At 53.2% G+C, this 25,090-nt stretch carries 21 protein-coding genes; 16 read left to right on the forward strand and 5 right to left on the reverse strand.

All coding sequences use genetic code 11. The features are described 5' to 3' along the window. The first annotated feature begins 111 nt into the window (after positions 1-111). A complete protein-coding gene (locus HRU73_RS05615) occupies positions 112-747 on the forward strand; it encodes a hypothetical protein (RefSeq protein WP_276679136.1) in 636 nt (211 codons plus the stop codon). A 265-nt stretch (positions 748-1,012) separates the two neighbouring features. Next, positions 1,013-2,005, forward strand: a complete 993-nt coding sequence (locus tag HRU73_RS05620) for a cation diffusion facilitator family transporter (protein ID WP_287399809.1) — start codon at positions 1,013-1,015, stop codon at positions 2,003-2,005. A gap of 144 nt (positions 2,006-2,149) precedes the next feature. Here the strand turns inward: HRU73_RS05620 and HRU73_RS05625 are convergent, their stop codons facing one another. Together HRU73_RS05625 and HRU73_RS05630 are read right to left on the reverse strand one after the other, a co-directional pair. Further along, positions 2,150-4,321, reverse strand: a complete 2,172-nt coding sequence (locus HRU73_RS05625) for a TonB-dependent receptor family protein (RefSeq protein ID WP_287399811.1) — start codon at positions 4,319-4,321, stop codon at positions 2,150-2,152. Positions 4,322-4,533: 212 nt separating this feature from the next. Then, positions 4,534-5,010 carry a glutathione peroxidase gene (locus HRU73_RS05630; protein WP_011111794.1) on the reverse strand — a complete coding sequence of 159 codons (477 nt, stop codon included), beginning with the start codon at positions 5,008-5,010 and terminating at the stop codon, positions 4,534-4,536. A 30-nt stretch (positions 5,011-5,040) separates the two neighbouring features. Between HRU73_RS05630 and HRU73_RS05635 the strand changes: the two genes are divergently transcribed. Next, the gene (locus tag HRU73_RS05635) at positions 5,041-5,601 is read left to right on the forward strand and encodes a gamma carbonic anhydrase family protein (RefSeq protein ID WP_011111795.1); all 561 of its coding nucleotides are present in this window, start codon (positions 5,041-5,043) and stop codon (positions 5,599-5,601) included. A gap of 91 nt (positions 5,602-5,692) precedes the next feature. After that, a complete protein-coding gene (locus tag HRU73_RS05640) occupies positions 5,693-6,454 on the forward strand; it encodes an IS5 family transposase (RefSeq protein WP_287399813.1) in 762 nt (253 codons plus the stop codon). Here the strand turns inward: HRU73_RS05640 and HRU73_RS05645 are convergent, their stop codons facing one another. Continuing rightward, positions 6,455-6,586: a type II toxin-antitoxin system Phd/YefM family antitoxin gene (locus HRU73_RS05645; RefSeq protein WP_287399814.1), complete on the reverse strand. Its 132-nt coding sequence runs from the start codon at positions 6,584-6,586 to the stop codon at positions 6,455-6,457. A gap of 216 nt (positions 6,587-6,802) precedes the next feature. Here HRU73_RS05645 and hlyD point away from each other — a divergent pair, with 216 nt between their 5' ends. The 8 genes from hlyD (at position 6,803) to HRU73_RS05685 (ending at position 18,592) form a co-directional block, all read left to right on the forward strand. Next, the gene (gene hlyD, locus HRU73_RS05650; RefSeq protein ID WP_276679129.1) at positions 6,803-7,831 is read left to right on the forward strand and encodes a secretion protein HlyD; all 1,029 of its coding nucleotides are present in this window, start codon (positions 6,803-6,805) and stop codon (positions 7,829-7,831) included. Between the two features lies 1 nt (position 7,832). Next, positions 7,833-9,605: an ATP-binding cassette domain-containing protein gene (locus tag HRU73_RS05655; RefSeq protein ID WP_287399816.1), complete on the forward strand. Its 1,773-nt coding sequence runs from the start codon at positions 7,833-7,835 to the stop codon at positions 9,603-9,605. Further along, entirely contained in the window at positions 9,602-10,753 is a 1,152-nt protein-coding gene (locus HRU73_RS05660) for an ABC transporter permease (protein ID WP_287399818.1), read from the forward strand. The genes HRU73_RS05655 and HRU73_RS05660 overlap by 4 nt, the downstream gene beginning before the upstream one ends. A gap of 6 nt (positions 10,754-10,759) precedes the next feature. Then, on the forward strand, positions 10,760-11,884 hold the full coding sequence (locus HRU73_RS05665; RefSeq protein ID WP_287399819.1) for an ABC transporter permease: 1,125 nt from the start codon (positions 10,760-10,762) through the stop codon (positions 11,882-11,884). 249 nt (positions 11,885-12,133) lie between these two features. Beyond that, the gene (locus HRU73_RS05670) at positions 12,134-13,075 is read left to right on the forward strand and encodes a carbohydrate kinase family protein (protein ID WP_287399820.1); all 942 of its coding nucleotides are present in this window, start codon (positions 12,134-12,136) and stop codon (positions 13,073-13,075) included. A gap of 37 nt (positions 13,076-13,112) precedes the next feature. Beyond that, positions 13,113-15,224, forward strand: a complete 2,112-nt coding sequence (locus HRU73_RS05675) for an HAD-IIB family hydrolase (protein ID WP_287399821.1) — start codon at positions 13,113-13,115, stop codon at positions 15,222-15,224. A gap of 69 nt (positions 15,225-15,293) precedes the next feature. Further along, positions 15,294-17,678 (forward strand): sucrose synthase, encoded by a 2,385-nt coding sequence (locus tag HRU73_RS05680; RefSeq protein ID WP_287399823.1) that lies wholly within the window; start codon positions 15,294-15,296, stop codon positions 17,676-17,678. 74 nt (positions 17,679-17,752) lie between these two features. Beyond that, positions 17,753-18,592, forward strand: a complete 840-nt coding sequence (locus HRU73_RS05685) for an SDR family oxidoreductase (RefSeq protein ID WP_287399824.1) — start codon at positions 17,753-17,755, stop codon at positions 18,590-18,592. Between the two features lie 15 nt (positions 18,593-18,607). Here the strand turns inward: HRU73_RS05685 and HRU73_RS05690 are convergent, their stop codons facing one another. Then, on the reverse strand, positions 18,608-20,776 hold the full coding sequence (locus HRU73_RS05690) for a heavy metal translocating P-type ATPase (RefSeq protein ID WP_287399826.1): 2,169 nt from the start codon (positions 20,774-20,776) through the stop codon (positions 18,608-18,610). A 245-nt stretch (positions 20,777-21,021) separates the two neighbouring features. Between HRU73_RS05690 and HRU73_RS05695 the strand changes: the two genes are divergently transcribed. The 4 genes from HRU73_RS05695 to HRU73_RS13390 all read left to right on the forward strand — a co-directional run bounded on the left by HRU73_RS05695 (position 21,022) and on the right by HRU73_RS13390 (position 23,413). Further along, positions 21,022-21,603 carry a sigma-70 family RNA polymerase sigma factor gene (locus tag HRU73_RS05695; protein ID WP_287399827.1) on the forward strand — a complete coding sequence of 194 codons (582 nt, stop codon included), beginning with the start codon at positions 21,022-21,024 and terminating at the stop codon, positions 21,601-21,603. Positions 21,604-21,638: 35 nt separating this feature from the next. Further along, positions 21,639-22,643: a FecR domain-containing protein gene (locus HRU73_RS05700; protein ID WP_287399828.1), complete on the forward strand. Its 1,005-nt coding sequence runs from the start codon at positions 21,639-21,641 to the stop codon at positions 22,641-22,643. A gap of 143 nt (positions 22,644-22,786) precedes the next feature. Continuing rightward, positions 22,787-23,047 carry a type II toxin-antitoxin system ParD family antitoxin gene (locus HRU73_RS05705; RefSeq protein ID WP_287399830.1) on the forward strand — a complete coding sequence of 87 codons (261 nt, stop codon included), beginning with the start codon at positions 22,787-22,789 and terminating at the stop codon, positions 23,045-23,047. A gap of 39 nt (positions 23,048-23,086) precedes the next feature. After that, entirely contained in the window at positions 23,087-23,413 is a 327-nt protein-coding gene (locus HRU73_RS13390; RefSeq protein WP_353765127.1) for a type II toxin-antitoxin system RelE/ParE family toxin, read from the forward strand. A 387-nt stretch (positions 23,414-23,800) separates the two neighbouring features. On the opposite strand, the gene dinB is transcribed toward HRU73_RS13390, so the two are convergent. Next, the gene (gene dinB, locus HRU73_RS05710) at positions 23,801-24,949 is read right to left on the reverse strand and encodes a DNA polymerase IV (RefSeq protein ID WP_287399832.1); all 1,149 of its coding nucleotides are present in this window, start codon (positions 24,947-24,949) and stop codon (positions 23,801-23,803) included. Positions 24,950-25,090: the final 141 nt, after the last annotated feature.

Genomic DNA, 25,090 nt, shown 5'->3' on the forward strand with positions numbered 1-25,090 from the left:
CGCTCAGTCAATCTGTACTTCCTGGCCAAGTATCACTAAGTATCAAAAGCTAAGTAGGCCAATCCGGCTTACTTTCGTGTGAATCATCTGAAACAGTTCCGAGGAGGCAACATGATCACAATCTGGCAAAACTTATCGATCAATATTCAGCGCCTTTTTATTGCCCTTTGCATACTGACCGGTATCGTGCTGATCGGGATGCAGTTCCATGTTAATTCACAAGGGAGTATGTCGGACACTTATCCCAAGGGTTTTCGCGGTGGTACCTGCACGATCGAATCCGACACGCTGCTGGTCGGGTACTCCGCTTATTTCATCCCTGTCGATTATGAAATACCGGATGATTCAATGAGCGCCCTATCTGTCGTCCCTGTTTTGTGTGACAAAGTACCGGGCCCCGGCCTGCTCAGTATCACTGTCGATCTGCTGTATCCGGCCTCCATACGGGAACAGCCGGTAGCAGTCAGTCTGGCCAGAAAGAATGGTGAAAGAATAATGGAACCGCTCTTGTCGATTCCCGCCAGAAATTATCAGTCAGGCATTATTTCGCAGGAAGTTCGTATCGATGAACCAGGGGAATACGTGCTTCAGCTCTCCGGCACGGATGAATACCAGTCTGAGTTCCATCTGGATATACCCGTCACCATCGGTACGAAATGGTATGAGCCTTTTGTCCCGTACTGGCCGATGCTGGTACTGGGCGCATCTGCGATCTTCTTATATAACCTCAGGCGAATAGTGAATTAGTTTTCTACTGTCAAGGAACCTCTGATTAAGTCCCGTATGGCCGCACACTGTATTTTGCAGATGGGATGCAAGGCGAGTGAGGCAGTGAATGGCTGAATGAGCTCAACGCTGCAGTTCATCTGCAAAACCAGTGCCCCAATATGCGTCCGATATTATGGCGATCTATTACAGAATCCTGAAGAAACAAAATTACTGATAGAGGGTTGCAAATTGCTGTGATGCTGTGCCAGAAATTGACTTCAATACCAACATAGGAAAGGTAGTCATGGCTAATACAACGCCGCAAACAGGTTCCGAAAATTCCAAGAACATACCTCATTACCACAGTAATGCCCACGATCATGGCTACGACAATCATCACGAGCATGATGATGGCCATGAGCATAATCATATCGTCACAGCGAACAACGAACGTCGCATCCGCTTCGTCTTCATTTTCACTGCAGGTTATGCGCTGATTCAGGCTGTCGGTGGCTGGTTGTCAGGTTCACTGGCATTGATCGCTGATTCCGGCCACATGGTTTCAGATGCCGCGGCGCTGCTGCTGGCACTGGTGGCTTACCGTATTGCACGTCAGCCTGCCGATGAAACGCGGACATATGGGTTCCACCGTGTTCGCGTGCTGGCTGCGTTAGCCAATGGCGCAATGCTGCTCCTGCTGGTAGCCTGGATCACCTGGGAGGCCATACAGCGCATCAATTCGCCGACTGAGGTCTTGGCCGGGCCCATGCTGATCGTCGCAATCATCGGTCTGCTGGTGAATCTCGCGGGTACCTGGATTCTGTGGTCAGGAAACAGGAGCGACAGCAACTTACGTGGAGCCCTGCTGCATATGATGGGTGATCTGCTCGGATCAGTGGGAACGATTGGCGCCGCGATCGGCATCATGTTCACCGGTTGGGTCATTCTGGACTCCCTGCTGTCGGTACTCGTCGCTGCGTTGGTGGTTCGCTCGGCCTGGAAGCTGATAGCCGATTCGATTCGCGTATTATTGCAGGCAGTCCCCCAGGGGGTTGACGCAGTAGCGGCCGAACGCGGCCTGGCAGAGTTGCCTGAAATAGATGACGCCGGGCACTTCCATGCCTGGATCCTGGCAGATGAGAGTGCCGTGGCAACAGTACACGTCAGTCCAGCCGAGGGTGTTGACCCCTTAATATTGCCGCCTGTCGTCTCGGCCTGGTTGAAGGCACGCTACGCCATCGACCACGTCACTGTACAGGTTGATCCACGAGGCCAGCTCGACCGTGAACATCGATGAGGTAACACCCGCAGCAAAGAGTCATAAGGTACGTGACTTACCAGATTGCATTCTTTCGCCAGGAATGGCCATCAGTGGAAATTCCAGTCCGTTGCTGCTATGGAACAGGAGAATTGCTGAAAATGATTCATGCATATTAATTTTTCAGAATGTCGCCTTGATTCCGGCAAAAAAGGCCCGTCCATCTCCGGGAAGAAATACGGCCTGGTCGCTTCTTGCCTGATCGACGACCAGTGACGATGAAGCATAGGTCTTGTTGAACAGATTGGTCGTTTCACCGAAAACGGTGAAGTTGCGATTGAATCTGTATTCGGCGCGAAGATCAAGGATGGCGTAGGGATCGACATACAGAGTATTCATATTATCGACCGGGATTCTGGCAGGCACCCATTTTACGGCAGCCTGCATCACCAGATTCCCGATGATCCGTGCCTGCAGCTGTGTCTGAATGAAATGAGGAGGCGCACCCGCCAGCCGATTGTTGTTTCTCACCGGATCGTTATCGAAGCGGAAATCCTGATAGGTATAGGCTATCCGGGCAAGCAGGTGCTCGGTCAATTGTGCTTTCAGGCCGAGTTCAATTCCAAGGTGTGTGGTTTTATCGGCATTGACAGAACCGAGTGATACACCGGACTCATCCCGCAAACTCAGAAGCTCATTATCGATCCACGCATAATAGGCCACAGCATCCCAGGTGAGAATACCGTGGTTTCCGCGCCATCCCCCTTCAAGCGTCATTGCTGTCTGGGCTTTCAGATCGGGCGTTACGAATACAGCGGCCGGTAATGCGGAATTGGCCGGATTGGGACGTCCCGCACTGCTGTTGGGTGTGCCGTTCACGGTTGCCAGCAGGTCATCATGGGTAGGTGGTTCGAAGCTCCGGCTGATCGCGGTAAACAGAGTCTGGCCGGCAACCGGGCGGAAAGTCATCGCCAGGCTCGGGTTCCAACTGTCGAACGATCGTTTGTAGCGCGTACTATCGTAGGGAACCGCACCAGCCGGAAGCAACTGGGTCGGATCATTGGGCCGGTAAGCCAATGTTGGCCGGGTAGGCGAATCATAGATATCTTTGTTATCGCGGGTTGCACGAGAATACGAAATGGCAGGGGTCAGCGTCAGATTCCGATGAATCGGAATATTGAGGTTGGCATGCAGCGACAATGTTGTTGCATCGAGCTTGTTTGAACCGAAATGTTCCCCTTTCGTACCGGATCGATTCAGATAATTTTTCCGATCGGCCCATCCTGCCGTGTAGTACGCCGCCGATTCAAATATCGGCAGTGCATTTTTATCTGTCGATTCGATGGTATACCGGATGACACCCGTCAGATCACTGCCGCGGGTTTCACGTATCCCGGATGAAACCGGAAAGCGGAATGTATCATCCGTATGGGTAAATCCCAGGGCAAGGTCCAGAATATGTTTATCGAACTGAAGTGTGGTCCTCGATCCGACCAGGAACTGACTGGCTGTTCGCTCAGGCTGGTCGCGAATGACGTTTGGCCCGGGGTAGATTGCACCGGCAGGTGTGACGACGGGACCGGCAGAAACACTTCTGGGGCTGCTTTTCAATTGATCCTTCGAAAGTGGTCCGGCCACATCGAAACCGAGGTCGGTATAACTCGCGAACAGCCGAGTCGTAACATCCTCGGAAAGATGCCAGCCAGCATTCCCGCTGACACTGAAACGTCTGGAATCATTGTAGTCGCGATAGCCATCCCGTCGGTTGAAATCGGCCTGGATCAGACCATCGAAATCCCCTGAAGTAGCGCCTGCCTGACCGGAAAGATTCAATTGCCCGAAGCTGCCTCCACTGATCATCATCCGGGTATTCGGTGAAGTAATGCCTGACGGGGAAATGAAATTTAATGCTCCGCCCAGTACATTTGCACTCAGCCGGTTTGCCATATAGCCCCGATAGACTTCGATCGCCTCTGCCTGGCGGGGATTGATGAAACCAACGATATAGGATCCATCAGCACGGTTGATAGGAAGACCGTTTTGCAGTACCAGAATCCCCCGCTCTACCGGATTCTGCTGCAGGCCCGAACCGCGAATCTGGATACGGGGCTGATCATTCCCTCCGAAAAAATCCTGCACGATCAGGCCAGGCGTTCCAAAAAATGCCTTCGACGCCGTCAGATTTGCCGCACCCGGCATCTCTTCCGCAGCGATGTATGAAGTCCCGCCCGGCAGTGATTCAAGTTTGGTACGAGAAGAAAATGAATCTTCCTCACGTGGGGCAGTAATGACGATCGGCTTCAGTAATGTTGCCCCCGGTGTGGCGGATTGTGCATAACAAATTTGACTGGCCATGAAAAAAACCAGCATAAACATTGAGCCTGAGCAGGCTGTGCGCCACGGTATGAAAAATAACCTCGATCCCGGTTGTGTCCCTGAATATTGTTTCATGATGCCACTCGTACAATTTAACAGTTGTCATTTACGTGCCAATATCATACAAGATAACAATAATAATTATCATTAACAACTGAAATGCACACACTCTTGTGCTTTGCAACACCTGCTCAAAGCAGTTGTTCGATATCTCCGGTCAGTGATTCCGGTTTATCGGCAGGTGCATAACGCCTGACCACGTGGCCGGATCGGTCTACCAGGAATTTGGTGAAATTCCATTTGATTGCTTTAGTGCCCAGTACACCAGATTTCTCATTCTTCAGATATCGATAGAGCGGATGGGTATTGGCGCCATTCACTTCGATTTTTGCGAATACCGGAAAGCTGACGTCATAGCGGGTGGTACAAAATTGCTGAATCTCGGACTCACTGCCGGGTTCCTGGTGGCCAAACTGGTTACAGGGAAAAGCGAGTACGACAAATCCCCGGTCCTTGTAGCGACGGTACAGATCCTCCAGGCCCTGATACTGCGGTGTAAACCCGCATTTGCTGGCAGTATTCACAATCAGCAGAACTTTACCCTTATAATCGCCGAGCAATTTGTCCTGCCCATCCATGGTTTTGATACCGCAGTCGTAAATATTCATCACTATTTATAACCCTATTCAGAAATTATCATGATCAGGAAAAACCCCAGGGGTGATCAGCCGATCGTCCATGAAAGCGCTTTTGTCGATCCAACCGCCATCCTCTGCGGACGTATCGTAGTGCATGAGAATGTATTTATCGGCCCTTACGCCGTCATCCGGGCAGATGAAGTGGATGAAACCGGACACATGGAACCCATCACCGTGGGTGCACATTCCAATATACAGGATGGCGTGGTCATTCACTCCAAATCAGGTGCTGCAGTGACGATCGGAGAACGTACCTCGATCGCTCACCGGGCGATCGTGCACGGCCCGTGCACCGTCGGCCCGGATGTATTCATCGGGTTCAACAGCGTGCTGTTCAACTGCACGATCGGTGAAGGTTGTGTCGTTCGACATAACGCGGTCGTTGATGGTTGTGATCTGCCACCCGGTTTTTATGTTCCCTCCACCCAGAGGATCGGGCCGCGCACTGATTTATCCACCATTCCGAAAGTATCACCCAAAGCTTCAGAATTTTCGGAAGATGTAGCCAGAACCAACAACACTCTGGTACAAGGGTATAAACACATCCAGAATGAACTGTAGGTTTTCAATGGCAGATCTTCTATGTTTGACTAGATAGTGTAGTCATGAGATAAGAAATATGAGATTCTTTTAAGAAATTAAAGGGGCTCGCATGACACATTCACATCGCAGGCATGATATTTCAGATAGGATATGGTCGCTACTTGAGGGGCATTTGCCAGGCCGAGAAGGGGCATGGGGAGGGGTAGCCACAGATAATCGTCAGTTTATCAATGCTGTTTTCTGGATTATACGGACAGGAGCCCCATGGAGGGACTTACCGCCGGACTACGGGGGTTGGAGCAATACTCATCGCCGTTTCATTCGCTGGCGTGACAAAGGTATCTGGGAAAAATTGCTGGAAATCCTGATTGATGATCCAGATTATGAATGGCTGATAATGGATGCCAGTCACTGTAAAGTTCATCCACACGCCAGTGGAGCCAGAGGAGGTAATCAGGATATGAATCGGACAAAGGGGCTCAACACCAAGATACATCTGGCCGTGGATGCGCATGGTATGCCGGTCAGAATCCTTGTTACACAAGGTACCACTGCTGATTGCACGCAGGCTGGCCGCCTGATCGAAGGGATTGATGCAGATCATCTGCTGGCAGATCGTGGCTATGACAGTAATGCCATTGTTGAACAGGCGGAAAAACAGGGAATGGAAGCTGTTATCCCGCCAAAAAAGAATCGAAAAATACAAAGACCTTACGATAAAGAACTGTATAAGCTGAGGCATCTCGTCGAAAATGCTTTTCTTCATCTCAAAAGATGGCGTGGCATCGCTACAAGATACGCCAAAAACACCTCTTCTTTCCTTGCTGTCGTGCAAATTAGATGTATCGCCCTCTGGGCTGATATCTTGTGACTACACTATATAGACAAGTTGTACTGGACCCGGATAGCCAGCCTTGGCAATGATAAATGGCTCGCCTTTGGCAGCTTGCTCCACCAACCGGGACAGCTGAGTTTTAGCATCATGAATGTTGTACGTCCGCATCCTATTTTTCCAATTCAACTTAGTTTAATTGACTTAGTTTATCTAAATTCAACATCCCGCTTCAGCTCCAACAAATATCCATTTTTATCCACATAAAAGCACTCCGACAATTCGGCCCTATCCTTATCCAGCTTCTGCAGCAAAGCATCTTTGCAGTCGGGCAGGTAATAGAGTATTTTCCAGTGGAATACCTGATTACCGAGGCCGGACATAAAGATGGGCAGTTTATCCCGTACTGTAAAACGTATTCTGATCATCACAGTCATCCTTCTCGCTGCGGGGAGCGCTGTATTTTCATGGGTACTGCATACGGAGCAGGATGAAAGCCTGCTATATCTGTACGGGAACGTCGATATCCGGGAAGTACAGTTAGCCTTCCGTCAGCCGGGGCGAGTGGCGCAGATGATGTTCGATGAGGGAGATGCCGTGGTAGCCGGTACACGCATGGCAACGCTCGATGCTCAGCCGTATCAGGAGGCGTTTGCGGCAGCAGAAGCATCCGTGCGGGTGGCACAGGCGGAGCTGGCCAAGATGCGCCGCGGTTTGCGCCCGCAGGAAATCATTCAGGCACAGGAAGCACTCAACCAGGCACAGGCGGTGGCGCGCCGGGCCGAGCGTGACTACGTGCGTCTGAGTAGATTGCTTCCTTCGAAAGCAAGCAGTCAGCAGGATGTGGACAATGCACGTGCTGCACGGGATCAGGCCATTGCCGGTGTCAAGGCGGCCAAAGCGGCTTTATCCCAGGCCAGGGAGGGATTCCGCAAAGAAGATATCGCTGCGGCTGAAGCACAGCTGGCGGCTGCAATGGCCACGCGGGATCAGGCGGCTACCGCGCTGGCCGATACCGAACTGTTTGCACCGAGCGATGGTACCGTCATCGCCCGGATCCGTGAACCGGGCAGCATGGTCGTCAGTCAGAGTGCCGTCTACAATCTGAGCCTCGACAAGCCGGTGTATGTGCGCGCTTACATCGGTGAAACGGCTTTGGGTCGCATTGCCCCCGGAACGCCGGTACAGGTGCGCAGTGATTCCTCAAAAAAGATCTACCATGGCCAGATCGGCTTCATCTCGCCACGCGCCGAATTTACGCCCAAAACAGTAGAAACCACCGATCTGCGCACCGACCTGGTTTATCGCCTGCGGATCGTAGTGAGTGATGCCGACGCCGCATTGCGACAGGGCATGCCGATAACGATCGAAGTCGATACCCGGCCGGCTGCCAACCTGTCCGCCAAGGATTTGTAATATGTATCCCGTGGCTGCTTTGCCGCCCTCTTCAGCTGCTGAGCATGACGATACCGCCATTATCATCGACCATGTCGACAAGCATTTCGGCAATGTGTATGCCCTGCGCGACCTCAGCGCAGAGATTCATTACGGCCGCCTGACCGGTCTGGTCGGCCCGGACGGTGCCGGCAAGACTACCCTGATGCGTATCCTGACCGGCCTGCTGGTGCCGGATACCGGCCACGCCACCCTGGCCGGATTCGATGTGGTAGCAGATAACGATGCCATTCACGTGGTAAGCGGCTATATGCCTCAGCGCTTCGGTTTATATGAAGATCTGACCGTGATGGAAAACATGCATCTGTATGCACAACTGCGCGGCATGGATGCCGGCCGGCATACTGATCTGTTTACCAAACTACTCGATTTCACCCGCCTTGCACCTTTCACCGGACGCCTGGCCGGAAAACTCTCCGGCGGCATGAAGCAGAAACTGGGCCTGGCCTGCGCCCTGATGGCGCGACCCAGGGTGCTGCTGCTGGATGAGCCGAGTGTTGGTGTCGATCCGGTCAGCCGTCAGGATCTGTGGCGCATGGTGCAGGCATTGACGGGCGAAGGCATGGCTGTCGTCTGGTCTACTGCTTATCTCGATGAAGCCGAACGTTGCGACAGCGTACTGTTGTTCAACGAAGGCCGGCTCGCTTTTGCCGGTCCACCTGGTGAACTGACCGGACGCCTCAAGGGCCGCAGCTTCCGGCTGGAAGCTGTCGGTGCCCAGCGCCGGGCGGTGCTGGCTGAAGCACTGGACCTGGATACGATCGGCGATGGCGTGATTCAGGGTGCCGGGGTACGTGTCGTATTACGTGCCGGTGCGGGGCCGGAGCAAATCCAGGCACTTGCCGGCAGGGTTGGCGCGCGTCTAACACCGGTCCCGGCCCGTTTCGAAGATGCCTTCATCGATCTGCTGGGCGGTGGCCCGGGTGGTACATCGGCACTGGCTGAGCGTCTGTCGCCCGTTGAACTGACTTCGGATATCGCGGTTTCCTGCCACAACCTGACCAAACGTTTCGGTGATTTCATTGCGACCGATAATGTCAGTTTCAAGGTGCATAAAGGTGAAATTTTCGGATTACTCGGCCCTAATGGCGCCGGCAAATCGACCACTTTCAAAATGTTGTGCGGGTTACTCAAACCTACCGGCGGTGAAGCGCACGTAGTCGGCCTGGATTTGCGCCGGGCGCCCGGTATCGCGAAAGCACAACTGGGTTACATGGCACAGAAGTTTTCTCTCTACGGCCTGCTCTCGGTACGTCAGAACCTGGAATTCTCAGCCGGTGTCTACGGGCTGGACAGCACCACGCAGCGCGAACGCATCGAAGAGATGATCAGAATTTTTGATCTGCATGACTGGCTGTCCGCCGCACCCGATTCTCTGCCGCTGGGGCATAAACAGCGTCTGGCACTGGCTTGTGCGCTGATGCACCATCCCCCGGTGCTGTTTCTGGATGAGCCGACCTCGGGTGTCGATCCGATCACTCGGCGCGAATTCTGGACACATATCAACGGCCTGGCGCGCAAGGGTGTGACGATCATGGTCACGACTCACTTCATGGATGAAGCCGAGTATTGTGACCGCGTGGCGATGCTTTACCGTGCCCGTCTGATTGCCCTGGATACCCCCGACGTACTCAAGCGTGATGCAGCCAGCGCTGATCGACCGGATCCGACCATGGAAGATGCCTTCATTCATCTGGTGGAAACTTCAGCACTCACCGATGAAGTAAAAATATGAAAAGCGTATCCGGTCAGGAAAAAAGTATCGTCGTGCGCCACTTTGATCCGGCACGCTTCGTCGCACTGGTACGCAAGGAAAGCCTGCAGGCAATGCGGGATCCGTCCACACTGCTGATTGCTCTGGTTCTGCCGCTGATTCTGCTGTTCCTGTTTGCCTACGCCGTATCGCTGGATGTACGCCACGTGCGCATCGGTGTCGTTCTGGAATCCCCCGGAGCAACAGCCCGAACACTGGCGGATGCTTTTTCCGGCACGCACTATCTGGACGTAACTTTTGCCTACGATCGTCGCGAAGTCGCCGGGAAACTCATTGCCGGCGAGCTGCGCGGTTATGTAGTGATCCCGCAGAATTTTGAACGCCACTTCGCAGATACGGGCAGTCCGCTGGTACAGATCATCACCGATGGTTCGCAACCCAACACGGCCAATTTCGTAGCCAACTATGCCCAAGGCGTCGTGCAGACCTGGATGGCCAGTCTCACTGAAACCATGCCGATGCCGGCTGTCCAGCTGGAACCGCGTTACTGGTTCAACCCCGAGCTGGCCAGTCGACGTGCGCTGGTACCAGGCGCCATTGCCATCATTATGACCATTATCGGCACCTTGCTGACTGCACTGGTCGTGGCGCGTGAATGGGAACGCGGCACTATGGAAGCGATTCTGTCCACGCCGGCATCGGTACTGGAGATTCTGGCCGGCAAGCTGCTGCCGTATTTCGTGCTGGGGATGCTGTCCACCCTGATCGCGGCAGCGCTGGCCGTGTTCCTGTTCGATGTGCCGTTACGCGGTTCACTGTTCGCGCTGCTGGTGCTTTCCGCGGTATTCATGATGCCGGCACTGGGCCAGGGGCTGCTGATTTCATCACTGGCACGCAACCAGTTCCTCGCCTCACAGCTGGCTTTGTTTTCCGGCTATCTGCCCGCGTTCATGCTATCGGGCTTCCTGTTCGAAATCGATGCCATGCCCGCGCCCATCCGGGCGATCACCTGGCTGATTCCGGCGCGTTATTTCGTCTCTTCGCTGAAAACGATATTCCTGGCGGGAGATGTCTGGAGCGTTTTCCTGCCCGATCTGCTGGGTATGGCAACGATCGGCCTGATATTTTTTCTGATTGCGCAGCGTTATACACGCAAAAGTCTGGAGTGATGAACGATGTCTTATCATGATTTCCGGACCATGCTCATCCGCCTGCGCGCTCAGTTCATCAAAGAGCTGCTCTGTATTCTGCGTGATCCGCGCAACCGGGTCGTGGTGTTCGTTCCCCCGCTGATGCAGCTCCTGATATTCTCCTACGCTGCCACCCTGGAGGTACGCAATCTCGATATTGCCGTATACAACCAGGATACCGGGCGTGCAGCGCAGGAACTCGTATGGCATCTGGAAGCCGCCCGCTTCATTGCGCAGGTACACCATGTCCACAGCAATACCGCATTGCGCGAACAGCTGGCAGAGGGCAAGGTAATTGCCGCGATTGCCATTCCTGCTGATTTTTCCCGCACCGTTGCAGTCAGCGGGAGCGGCCACGCACAGGTACTGGTCGATGGTCGGCGCAGTAATTCCGGCCAGATCGTTGTGGGTTATCTGTCCTCCATCGCCAGAGATATCCGCTTTACGGCAGATACCGCGCCGATACCGGAAACATCGGTAACCGTGCGCCACTGGTTCAATCCCAATCTGGTTTATCTCTGGTTCATGGTCCCCGGCCTGACCGGCACACTCGCCTTTTTCAGCGCACTCATGATCACCGCGCTGTCCATTGCCCGGGAACGTGAATTGGGTACTTTCGATCAGCTGCTGGTATCACCTGCTTCGACGCTCGAGATCATCCTGTCCAAATCATTGCCGGCACTGACGATCAGTACACTGCTCGCTTTACTGATGATTACCCTGGCAATCTGGTTTTTCCGGATCCCGTTCACAGGCTCATTCGGATTGCTGCTGATCGGGCTTGTGTTATTCATTCTATCGGCAGTGGGTATCGGCCTGGTGATTTCCGCCATCAGCATGACTCAGCAGCAGGCCATCCTGGGCGGATTTGTCATCGGTGTACCGACTGTGCTGATATCAGGCTTTGCCACCCCGGTGGAAAATATGCCGCTGCTGCTGCAATGGCTGGCCCAGGCCATTCCGCTCACCCATTTTCTGATCATTATCGAAGGCTGTTTTCTCAAAGCACTTCCACCCCGGGATGTTCTTGCCAATCTCTGGCCTCTGGCAGTCATTGCTTTTACCATGCTGCCGATCGCCATGATCTTTGCCCGCAGCCGATTGCAGTGAAATAAAAACAGCATGCCGGCCATGTGAAATCATCAGTTTTACCTTCTTCCCGGAAGTGCACTTTTTCTGACAGTTCTTTGCACATATCCGCCATCCATGCCAGAATAAAAAAACACCCGGCCGGAAATGCAATTTCCGGCGCTTGTTTTCTGCCCGTTTTCTGCAACCGCCCGGGTCCTTCTTCATACGGACGGCTACCATGACACTCCATGCAATGAATAGCAATGACCGGCAGGAACCTCTGTAACCATGTCTACCGATTCTTACAGTACGCTCACAAAACGAAATGTCATTCTGTTCGGCGAAGCACTAGCCGATATTTTCCCTGACGGCCCGGTAATGGGGGGCGCTCCCCTGAATGTAAGCTGCCATCTTCAGGCATTCGGTCTGCACCCCATGCTGATTACACGTACCGGTACCGATGAGCTCCACCGGAAACTGATCAGACTGATGCGTAATGCCGGTATGACTATCTCCGGCATTCAAAGTGATCCACACTATCCAACCGGCCAGGTATTGATCAAACCCGGTGAAAACGGGTACGGACACCAGTTTGAAATTCTCGAAAACCAGGCCTACGACTTCATCGATCCGGTGACGGCTGCTACCGCTGCTTCGTCCATAGAACCTGATCTGGTGTATTTCGGAACACTGGCACAACGCAGCCGTTTGTCCGGCAGCGCCCTGGAAACGATATTCCGGTATACACCACAGACCCCGCGCCTGCTGGACATCAATCTGAGAAAACCCTGGTACACACGGGACACCGTACGCTATTCGCTTACCCGGGCCGATCACGTAAAAGTCAATGAGGATGAGTTGATCGAGTTACCCGGTTTACTGAATTTACACACCCGTGACCCCCGTGATACTGCATCGCGCCTGATAGAAGAATTTCAACTGCACACCCTGCTGGTGACCTGTGGCGCCGAGGGTGCATGGCTACTCGACCAGTCCGGCAATGAAGCTGAAACACCCGGTATCACCGATATCACCATCATCGATACCGTTGGTGCCGGAGACGGATTTTCCGCCGTATTCATTCTCGGCATGCTGCTGGGCTGGCCGGAGACATTGACACTGGAGCGCGCCAACCGGTTTGCCGCAGCACTGTGCGGTATTCGTGGCGCCATTCCCGAATCCTCTGAATTTTATTCTCCCTTCCTCAAAGACTGGGGGATGATCAATTGACTGCCGAACGATGACAGATCAGAAACTTTATATTTTGATGATGAGCGTACATGGCCTGGTCCGCGGGCATGACATGGAACTGGGACGTGATGCGGATACGGGCGGACAGATCACCTATGTCGTTGAACTGGCACGTGCACTGGGCCGCAACAGTCATATCGCCCAGATCGATCTGCTGACCCGCCAGATCGAGGATCCCAACATCTCACCCGATTATGCAGCTGAAATCGAAGAACTCGGGCCAAATGCCCGTATCGTCCGGTTACCCTGCGGCCCTCGTAAATATCTGCGCAAGGAGCTGTTGTGGCCACATCTGGATCAGATGGTGGATCGCTGTTTGCACTATCTGCGCCAGCAGGGGCGCCTGCCCGATCTGATCCATACCCACTATGCCGATGCCGGTTACGTCGGCCAGCATCTGTCCAACCTGCTGGGTATTCCGCAGATACATACCGGCCACTCGCTCGGCCGTCCCAAACGGGCGCGCCTGCTTGCTTCCGGCCGCAAGGAACAGGCCATCGAACGACAGTTCAACCTGTCCCGGCGAATCGCTGCAGAAGAAGAGGTACTGGTGCATGCCTCACTGATCATCACCAGTACCTCGCAGGAAATCGAAGATCAGTACGGTATGTATAAAAATACCGATCCGCGCCGCTGTCAGGTCATTCCGCCAGGGACCGATACCTCGCGCTTCTCGCCCCCTGGACGTAAACCTCTCGATCCGGCGATACAGGCCGGTATCGACCGATTCCTGAATACACCGGAGAAACCGGTGATTCTCACCATCTGCCGGCCCGACACACGCAAAAATCTTCATGGACTGATTCAGGCATACGGCTCGGACCCGTCACTGCAGGATATGGCCAACCTGGTGATCATCGCCGGCTCACGCGAAGATATCCGTGCGATGGAAGAATCGCAGCGCAAGGTCATGAACGATGTACTGCTCGATATCGACCGCTATGATCTGTGGGGAAAAATAGCGATTCCCAAACATTTCATGGTGGAAGATGTACCGGAAGTGTATCGCCTGGCGGTACGCAGGCGCGGCATATTCGTCAACTCGGCCCTGACCGAACCCTTCGGACTCACCCTGATCGAAGCCGCCGCCAGTGGCCTGCCGATCATTGCCCCGGAAGATGGCGGTCCGCGTGACATCATCACCAATTGCCGCAATGGATTGCTTGTCAATACGCTGAACCCTTCCGATATCGCCAGCGCTCTGAAGGATGCTTTGTCCGACAGAAAACGCTGGCGTAACTGGTCCAGAAACGGAATTGCCAGCGTCAGGCGCCATTACACCTGGGATGCACATGTCAGCAAATACCTCAGGGAAGCCGACAAGCTGCTCTACCGGGAACGCAAACGTCTGCGCCGTCAGCTCGCAGCCACTCTGCATGCAGGCCGGTCACCCATGCCGCTGGCGCGTAAAGTGATCATCAGCGACATCGACAATACCCTGCTTGGAGATGAACAGGGACTGGCTGAATTTCTGCAATGGTTGCGCATGCATGCCGGAAATATCTCATTCGGTATTGCCACCGGAAGAACCGTCGAAAGTGCAGTCAGAATCCTTAAAAAATGGCGCGTACCGATGCCCGATATCCTGATCACCTCGGTCGGCAGCGAAATCAACTACTGGCCATCACTGCGACCGGATAAAGGCTGGAGTAATCACATCCGCCACCGGTGGCGACGGGAAGCGCTGGCTGAAGCACTGAAAGAAATACCCGGACTGGCACTCCAGGCCCCGGAAAATCAACGTGAATTCAAGCTGAGTTATCTGGTCACACCTGAACGAATGCCCCCACTCAAACAGCTTTATCAGCATCTGCACAAACAGAATCTGCATGCAAAACTGATCTACTCACATGAAGCATTTCTGGATGTGCTGCCGGTGCGCGCTTCCAAAGGGCTGGCAGTACGTTATCTCGCTTATAAATGGGGACTGCCGCTGCAAAGTTTTCTGATCGCCGGGGATTCGGGTAATGATGAAGAAATGCTGGTAGGCGACACTCTGGGAGTGGTAGTAGGAAATCACAGCCCTGAGCTGGAATCACTGCGCGACCGGGAACAGATCTATTTTGCAAAAAACACCTATGCACTGGGCATACTCGAAGGGATGAAACACTACCACTTCGACCAATGATCATACATTGATTGTACCTGCTGCACCCTATGAGGCAGTACTGCAACCGTTATACCGGAGGTATCCGACATGACCACGATTGACACACTCGCCACCTGTACCCAGCAGAACAGAGATGCCGTCTACACCCTGTTACGACGTTATTTCACGGCAAATCGCACCCTGCTTCTGCAATCCGATCTGCGGGAGGGATTGCTGCAAACGGAACAGGATTGCGGCCAGTCCGACATGCTCCGCGCATTCGTATTCCGCCTGCAGGAAGGGATCTTCAGCTCTCCCTGGGCCTATCTGGCACTGCGGCCCGAAATTGCCAAATGGGAGTTCATGCGGATTCATCAGGAACACCTCATTCCGGAAAAAGTAACCATCAGTGAATTTCTGAAATTCAAGGAAACCGTGGTCAAGGGTGAAGCAACCGAATCGGTGCTCGAAGTCGATTTCGGACCATTCAACCGTGGATTTCCCAGATTGAAGGAATCCCGCTCGATCGGGCAGGGTGTCATTTTCCTCAATCGCAAGCTGTCCAGTGAAATGTTTTCCCGCATCGAGGCAGGCCATACCAGTTTGCTGCATTTCCTGGGAGTACACGCCATCGAGGGTCAGCAACTGATGTTCAGCAACAATTCTCACGATATTCATGCCGTGCGCAACCAGTTGCGACAAGCGCTGGAAATGCTGGAAACACTGGACGGAACGACACCATGGATCGAGCTGGCTCCGAAAATGAATCAGCTCGGTTTCGCGCCCGGCTGGGGACATAACGCCAACCGGGTGGCTGAAACCATGAATATGCTGATGGACATCCTCGAAGCCCCCTCTCCTTCCGCACTGGAAGAATTCCTGGCACGTATTCCCATGATCTCCCGCTTGCTGATTCTTTCTCCTCACGGCTATTTCGGTCAGGATAACGTGCTCGGGCTGCCCGATACCGGCGGCCAGGTCGTTTATATTCTCGACCAGGTGCGCGCACTGGAAAAGGAAATGCACGACCGATTGCAATTACAGGGAGTGCAGGTCGAGCCGAAAATACTGATCGTCACCCGCCTGATACCCGATGCAGGCGATACCACCTGTAACCAGCGGCTGGAAAAAGTCAGCGGCTGTACCAATACCTGGATTCTGCGTGTTCCGTTCCGCAAGCACAACGGAGAGATCATTCCTCACTGGATTTCGCGCTTTGAAATATGGCCTCATCTCGAAATTTTTGCCGGTGATGTCGAACGGGAAGCACTGGCGGAACTGGGCGGACATCCTGACCTGATCATCGGCAACTATTCGGATGGTAATCTGGTAGCCACCCTGCTCAGCAGAAGATTGGGCGTCACCCAATGCAATATCGCGCATGCACTCGAAAAAACCAAATACCTGCATTCGGATATCTACTGGCAGGAAAACGAGGATAAATATCATTTCTCCTGCCAGTACACGGCAGATCTGCTGGCAATGAATTCCGCCGATTTCATCGTCACCAGCACATATCAGGAAATTGCCGGAACACGGGAAGCAGAAGGCCAGTATGAGAGTTACCAGGCTTTTTCCATGCCCGACCTTTACCGGGTAATCCATGGCATCGACTTATTCGATCCGAAATTCAATATCGTTTCTCCAGGAGCAAATGCGGATATCTATTTCCCCTACTCCGACCCGAACAGGCGCCTGCACAGCCTGATACCGGAAATCGAATCCCTGATCTTTGATGATGCGACCAACCTCCCGGCCCGCGGATATCTTCAGGATCCGGACAAACCTCTGATTTTTACCATGGCGCGCCTGGATCGGATCAAAAACATTACCGGCCTGGTGGAACTGTATGCCGCTTCACCACGTTTGCGTTCGCTCGCCAATCTGGTCATCGTCGGCGGCAAAATCGATCCGCAACATTCCAGTGACCATGAAGAACAGGAACAGATTCATCGAATGCATCAACTGATGGATGAACACGAGCTCGATCAGCAGGTGCGCTGGCTGGGCATGCGCCTCGACAAAAACCTGGCAGGAGAACTCTACCGCTACATTGCCGATAAACGCGGCATATTCGTACAACCAGCCCTGTTCGAAGCATTCGGCCTGACCATCATCGAGGCCATGGCATCCGGCCTGCCCACTTTCGCCACCCGCTACGGTGGCCCGCTGGAAATCATCCAGAACAACCGTTCCGGCTTCCATATCGATCCCAACCAGGGGGCTGCCACGGCTGATCTGATCGCGGATTTTTTTGAAAAAAATCAGGAAAACCCGCAGGAATGGGAACGCATTTCACAAGGTGCGCTCGACCGTGTCGCCAGCCGCTACACCTGGAAGCTGTATGCTGAACGTATGATGACGCTATCGCGCATCTACGGATTCTGGAAATTCGTCAGCGGGCTCGAACGGGAAGAAACGGATCGCTACCTCAACATGTTCTATCATCTGCAATTCCGGCCGCTGGCAAACAGGCTGGCCCATGAGATATGACCCGGCTGCCTGGCCGCCCAGACTGCACGTGCACGGGTGAAATTGAACTTCAATCGACTACATAGAGCAGAACAATGAAAAAATCCATATTGATTACCGGCTGTTCCAGCGGTATCGGCTATTACACTGCCCATGGTCTGCATGCACGCGGTTACCGTGTCTTTGCCACCGCCCGCCGACAGGAAAGTGTAGAAATGCTGCTCGCGGAAGGACTGGAGAGTTTTCGGCTCGATCTGAATGATTCCGATTCGATTCGGTGGGCTGTCGAAGAAACCCTGCGACGCAGCGGTGGTGAGTTGTACGCCCTGTTCAACAACGGCGGCTACGGCCAGCCCGGTGCAGTTGAAGATCTCAGCCGGGAAGCATTACGCGCGCAGTTCGAAACCAATCTCTTTGGCTGGGTGGAGCTGACCAATCTGATTCTGCCCGCCATGCGCAGGCAGGGATACGGACGCATCATTCAGAACAGCTCGGTATTGGGCTTTACCGCCATGCCGTTTCGCGGCGCCTACAATGCCTCCAAATATGCGATCGAAGGCTGGAGCGATACTTTGCGGCTGGAGCTGAGAGGAAGCAGAATTTTTGTCAGCCTGATCGAGCCGGGGCCGATCATCACCCAATTCCGCGCCAATGCGATGAAAGCATTCGAACGTTATATCGATGTCGAACGAAGCGTTCATCGCGAAAAATATCTCGCTATCCACAATCGGCTCAATAAACCGGGATCGGCTGTCCCCTTCACCTTACCCCCGGAAGCCGTGCTGAAAAAAGTGATCTACGCGCTGGAAGCCGATACTCCCAAGGCACGCTACTACGTCACCTTCCCGACACACCTGTTCGGTTTTCTCAAACGCATCCTCCCGGTTTCCGTACTGGATAAAATCCTGGCCAAGGCCGGGAATGATCATCAATGAATCTGCCACGAGCCCTTACAAGCTACTGTTCCGCAACCGAAGCGCATTGCCAACCACCGATGCCGAACTCAGACTCATGGCCAGGGCGGCAATCATCGGCGATAGCAGCCACCCCGTGAAGGGGTACAGGATGCCTGCGGCGACCGGAATGCCCATGACGTTGTAAAGAAAAGCAAATGCCAGATTTTGCTTCATGTTGCGCACTGTGCTCACCGACAATGTGCGTGCGGTAGCGATTCCGCGCAAATCACCCTTGATGAGGGTGACCTGAGCGCTATTCATCGCAACATCGGTTCCTGTACCCATTGCGATACCGACATCTGCCTTGGCAAGAGCTGGAGCATCGTTGATGCCGTCACCCGCCATGGCAACGATACGGCCTTCTTTTTGCAAACGCTCGATCAGTGAAAGCTTGTCTGCAGGTTTGACCTCACCGTAAACCTCGTCGATGCCCAGTTTCGTACCAACTGCCCTGGCAGTCGTCTGGCCATCACCCGTGGCCATGATCACGTTCAGGCCCGCCTCTTTTAACGCGGCCAGGGCCTCGGGTGTACTGGCCTTCACCGGATCGGATACCGCGAGCAATCCGGCAAGCTGGCCATCCACAGCCAGATACATGACGCTGGCCCCTTCGCCGCGCAGCGATTCAGCTTGCGACATCAGTGAAGTGACCGATACGCCGGTTTGTTCCATCAGTACTGTGTTGCCGAGCGCAAGCTGCTGGTGCTCCACATTACCACGCACGCCAATACCGGATCCCGATTCGAAGGTCTGGGGTTTGACAAGTACAAGTCCCTGGGCACGGGCGGCCTGAACGATGGCCTCAGCCAGCGGGTGCTCGCTGCCCTGGTCGAGGCTGGCCGCAAGACGCAGCACTTCCTCGGCAGTGAAACCATCGGCTGGCACTACGCGATCAAAGGCGGGCCGCCCTTCGGTCAAGGTGCCAGTCTTATCGATGACCAGCGTATCGACCTTACGCAGATTCTCGATCGCCGCCGCATCGCGGAACAACACGCCCTGCGTGGCACCACGCCCCGTAGCAACCATGATCGACATCGGTGTGGCCAGCCCCAGCGCGCACGGGCATGCGATGATCAGCACCGCGACGGCATTGATCAGCCCGTATACCCAGGAAGGTTGCGGCCCGAACATTCCCCAAACAAAGAAAGTGGTAATGGCAATGACGACGACGGCTATTACGAAGTAGCCGGCCACTACGTCTGCCATATGCTGCATCGGCGCTCTGGAACGTTGCGCCTGAGCGACCATTTGCACGATTTGCGAGAGTACGGTGTCCGAGCCAATCCGTTCCGAGCGCATGACGAGCGAACCGCTGGTATTCAGCGTGGCCCCGATGACCTTGTCACCCTGGCGTTTGCTGACAGGCAACGGCTCACCGGTCAGCATTGATTCATCCACCGAACTGCTGCCTTCGAACACCACACCATCGACGGGCACTTTTTCACCAGGCCGGATGCGCAGCAAGTCGCCGACATGCACGTGGCTCAGCGGCACATCTTCCTCACTGCCGTCTACGCGGATGCGGCGTGCAGTCTTGGGGGCCAGACCCAACAGGGATTTGATTGCTGCCGATGTCTGCGAGCGGGCCTTCAGCTCCAGTACCTGACCCAGCAGTGTGAGTGAAATGATGACTACAGCAGCCTCGAAGTACACCCCGACACGCCCCATTGACATGAATGATGCGGGAAACACCTGGGGTGCAACAGTCGCAACCACACTATAGATAAAGGCTGCTCCTGTGCCCAGGCTGATGAGTGTCCACATGTTCGGGCTATGGCTATACACGGACTGCCACCCGCGCAGGAAGAAAGGCCAACCGGCCCATAGAACGACTGGCAGCGACAGAATTAGCTCAACCCAGCTCTGCTGCGTCATATCCATCAACTGCAGATGCTCGCCAAACATTGCCAGAATCAGTACAACCAGCGTCAGAGGCAGTGTCCACCAGAAGCGCCGCGAGAAATCGCGCAACTCAGGATTGTCGTCATCATCCAGATCAGGTAGCAGTGGCTCCAAAGCCATACCGCATTTTGGGCAAGTACCCGGATGATCCTGGCGAATCTCGGGGTGCATCGGACAGGTATAGATCGTCCCAGATACATCGGCAGGTGGCTGTGCCGTGGCTGGATCATGACTATTGGGCTGATGATGTTCGTGTCTCATAGCAGACCTCTCAGAGTTAGGAACAGGACAACTTCGCAGACTATGATCATCAGTACGTCGCAGGCGCCCTTACTCCACCATACACCAGACCATCCACTCCTGGCGAGCTATCGGCATACCATGGAGCTAAACAACAGATGATGGATATGCATTATCGTCAACAGCAGCCGATCAAAGCTCGATTGCAAGATTCATATTGCATCTTGTAGAATGTGAATCGTTCTCATTTCTTGATCTTTCTGTATATGTGCTCAACCGATTCCTCCAAGGATATCGTACCGACTGCCGATTCTGCGATGCAGCAGGTTTATTTCCTGTACAGCGATCATCATGACTGGCTGTACAGCTGGTTACGCCACCGGTTGGGTAACGCTGCTGACGCAGCCGATCTGGCACATGATACTTTTCTGCGCCTCATTATCAAACCGGCTCCTCGCGGTTTTGCCAATTTTGGTGAAGCACGCGCCTACCTGCGTACCATGGCTCAGGGCATGTGCATCAACCTGTGGCACCGGCGTGAGATCGAACAAGCCTGGCTGGATACCCTGGCTGCCTGGCCGGAAACATATGCCCCCTCTCCTGAACGGCAAGCGATGGTACTGGAAGCACTGCATGAAATTGGCACCATGCTGCTCGATCTTTCCCCCAAAGCCGCCCGAGCTTTCCTTATGGCTGCTGCCTGCCAGATGACAGACAAAGAAGTAGCTGAAGCACTTGGCGTTTCCTCCCGTATGGTACGCAAGTATGTTGCTCAGGCTATGCTGCGCTGCATGCAATTACAGGCCAGACAAACCGTGGTCGAGTCCCTTGATCCCGGCATGACCTGATTCACATGTCCACTACGACTCCACCGCCCGATTCTATGTCTGATTCTATCCGGACCGAACCCTCGCATCAGGCGATGGAACAGGCTGCCGAGTGGTATGCACTACTGCGTTCCGGCGAAGCCACCCACGATGATCATGCCCGTTGGCAGTCCTGGCTGGAACACAGCTCCGACCACCGCCTCGCCTGGCAATATGTTGAAACCATCAGTCGCAGTTTCGAGCCTATCCGCGCCACCCCTGATCCCCGACAAACTGCCGATGGTTTGTGGGCTGCCAATAAACGGGTGCTGCAGCGCCGCAAAATACTGACTGGTATCGTCGTTCTGACCGGGACCGGGCTATTCGGCTGGGCAACCTGGCGTCATACACCACTGCCCGGTATCGTTCTGGCACAGATGGCCGACTATCGCACTGCTACCGGTGAACTGCGCGAAGTCGTCATGCCGGATGGCACGCATGTCTGGCTCAATACCGACACCGCACTCAATGAAGCGTATCGCGCCGGTCTCCGCCGCCTGCATCTGATCACAGGTGAAATTCTGATCGATACTGCCACTGACCCGCAGCGGCCTTTCGTAGTCGATACACCACAGGGACGATTGCAAGCATTAGGCACCCGTTTTACTGTGCGATTGGAAGATGACAAAACGTTCCTGGGGGTCTATCAGGGCAGCGTCGAAATAACGCCTGCAGCAGGTGCCCCATCCCTCATCCAGGCGGGACAGCAAACCCGTTTTACCACCGATGCTTCAACAGCAATCGAACCAGCCGATAGTGCACGCGAAGCCTGGAGCCGTGGTGTACTGGTGGCCTGGGATATGTCACTGGGCGATGTCGTGAAGGAACTGCGCCGTTATCGCAATGGATATCTGGGTATAGCCCCTGAAGTGGCTGGTCTGCGCGTGTTTGGCAGCTTCCCGCTACGAGACACCGACGATACCCTGACCATGCTGGCATCTGCCCTCCCGATCCACATCCAGCGCACACTGCCCTGGTGGGTCAGCATCGAGGCACGAACCGACGCTGATCAAAGTCATTGAGTCGGTGACACCTGCCGGAATTCTCCCTACTACCGCATCATATGGCGTGATAGCAGTATTTTATGCTATCGCTGATCTGATTTAACAACAATACTATATATTGTATTAATATTACTCAAATATGATAAAGAAGGACTATGACAATGGTCAGAACAACCAAACCAGTAAGTTTTACACTTGGTGAACGTGATATTGAATTTCTTGCAAATATGGTAGAGAAAGGCCGCTTTGGAAATCGAACAGAAGTTGTGCGGGCCGGCTTACGCCTTTTAGAAGACTATGAGAACAATGAAAAAATTAAACGCTTGCGAGCATTGATTGCCGAAGGAGACGCAGATATAGAAGCCGGACGCATTACAGAATATGATAATGCACAAGAGTTTGAAAACAGTATTACCCGCTAAGGAATCCAAGGGAGAAAAACAATTCAAAGTCTGCGCCTCATCGTCACCGATACTGCCAAAGCGGATTTGTCAGCAATTTATGAACATATAAAACGGGACAATCCAACAGCAGCCAAAATATTCATAAATGATTTGACAAACAAACTTTTCAGTTTAGCCAAATCGGGAGTTACGGGTTCGCCGCGTGACTGGATAAGCAGTGGTTTGCGTGTATTTCCTTATCGTGAGCGTTGTTTTTATTTCCGCATTATTGAAGATACAATGATTGTAGTACGCGTTTTCATCAAAAACAAGATATCAACGCACAGGAATTTAACCTTAAGTAAGCGGATTGAAACATACACTCAACATTTTTTGTTCGGATGACGTAGCTAAACTTTTCGTACACCTCTTTACACACGAAGGGGCTGAATATATCTGCAAAGGCTGTTTATCAAAGGGGATACCCAGATCTTGGTAAAGTTTTCTCTGAATCATTTTGAGTGTCAGAGAACGTTTATGATTCGGAGCTTCATATATACAGTTGCTTTTTCCAATCGTGGGTTCCAGGTCTTTGACATTTGATGGCTTCAGCAGGATCAGGCAGATCGAATGGAAAGTGTTTCCGTTCACAGACTTCGATCAGTGTTACCAGGAATCTTCTGGTGTTCTGGATTTAGATTCTGCAGTCATGAGCGTTTCGACTTCCTTCAGTACTGTACGGTAGCCAGTGTCTGTCCTGATTGGTCTGATATCCATAATCTTTTCCATTAATCAAAACAGCTCTTCCTGAAAGTAATAGTTTTCCCTTGATAACGTACTGATCCTGGACAACCCGCTGATACGAACGCCAAGTAATCTCAACTTTTGTTCGAAAGGAACACGCCGAAGACAATCTCTCGCAGCCTTGCGAATAGTTGACGCATCAGCAGTCGGGTTCCGTACAGTCAGGTCACGTGTGATCGTTTGAAAATTTTCGTATCGCAATTTGATACCGATCGTTCGCCCGACATAGCCTTTGCGTTGTAAATCTTCTGCAACACGCGTACATAATTCAGTGAAGATATCCGACAATATTTCCCGATCCTCCTGCACATGAAGATCTCGTTCAAAGGTTGCTTCACGACTGATTGACTTGGATTCTGAACTGATTACCACGGGGCGATCATCGTAACCATGGGCTGAATCATGGAGCCAGATTGCGTTACTACGGCCAAAATGAGCCTGGAGTAAGCTGAGTTCAGCTTTGGCTAATTCCCCGATTTTCTGAATACCCAGCCTGACAAGCTTCTCTTCTGCTTTTGGCCCGATCCCGTTAATCTTGCGAACTGACAAAGGCCAGATTCGATTCGGAATATCAGTATGAGTCAGGATAGTCAGCCCATCAGGTTTCTCAAGATCGGAACTGATTTTTGCCAGGAGCTTATTGGGCGCTATTCCGATCGAACAGGATAGCCCCGTGGCATCACGCACTGCCTGCTTGATACACGATGCGAGTGAAGCTGTCTCATCAGGATGCTCACTCAGATCAATATAAATCTCATCGATGCCACGGTCTTCTATATGAGGCGTAATCCGTGCAATCGCATCTTTAAACAGCCGCGAATAGTGACGATAGGTATCGAAATCTGCGGGTAACAGTATGGCATCAGGCGCCAACTGTGCGGCCCTCATGATCCCCATCGCTGAAAAAACGCCGTATGCACGTGCCTCATAAGTCGATGTCGTTACTACTCCTCGACCGGTATAGTCACGCAGCCTTACGTATGAACGCTTCCCATCCGGCTGAATGACTGGCTGGTGAACCGACCGGCCGCCTATCACAACCGGCAATCCCCGCAACTCCGGATAACGCAGAAGTTCTACCGATGCATAAAAAGCATCCATATCCAAATGGGCAATGCGGCGACTTTTCGTATCCATGCAATGCATATTAATCGTATTTCAAACCTCTCTCCGGGATATTCGGAACAGTGGAAAGCAATTCTGGCTTGCAATCTTCCAAGGTATCAGCACCCTCTGCAGCAATATCTCAAAGACCGTACGTACAAAATTTTTTTGAAA

It is taken from the genome of Nitrosomonas sp. H1_AOB3 (genome assembly GCF_015709435.1).
GTDB lineage: Bacteria > Pseudomonadota > Gammaproteobacteria > Burkholderiales > Nitrosomonadaceae > Nitrosomonas > Nitrosomonas europaea.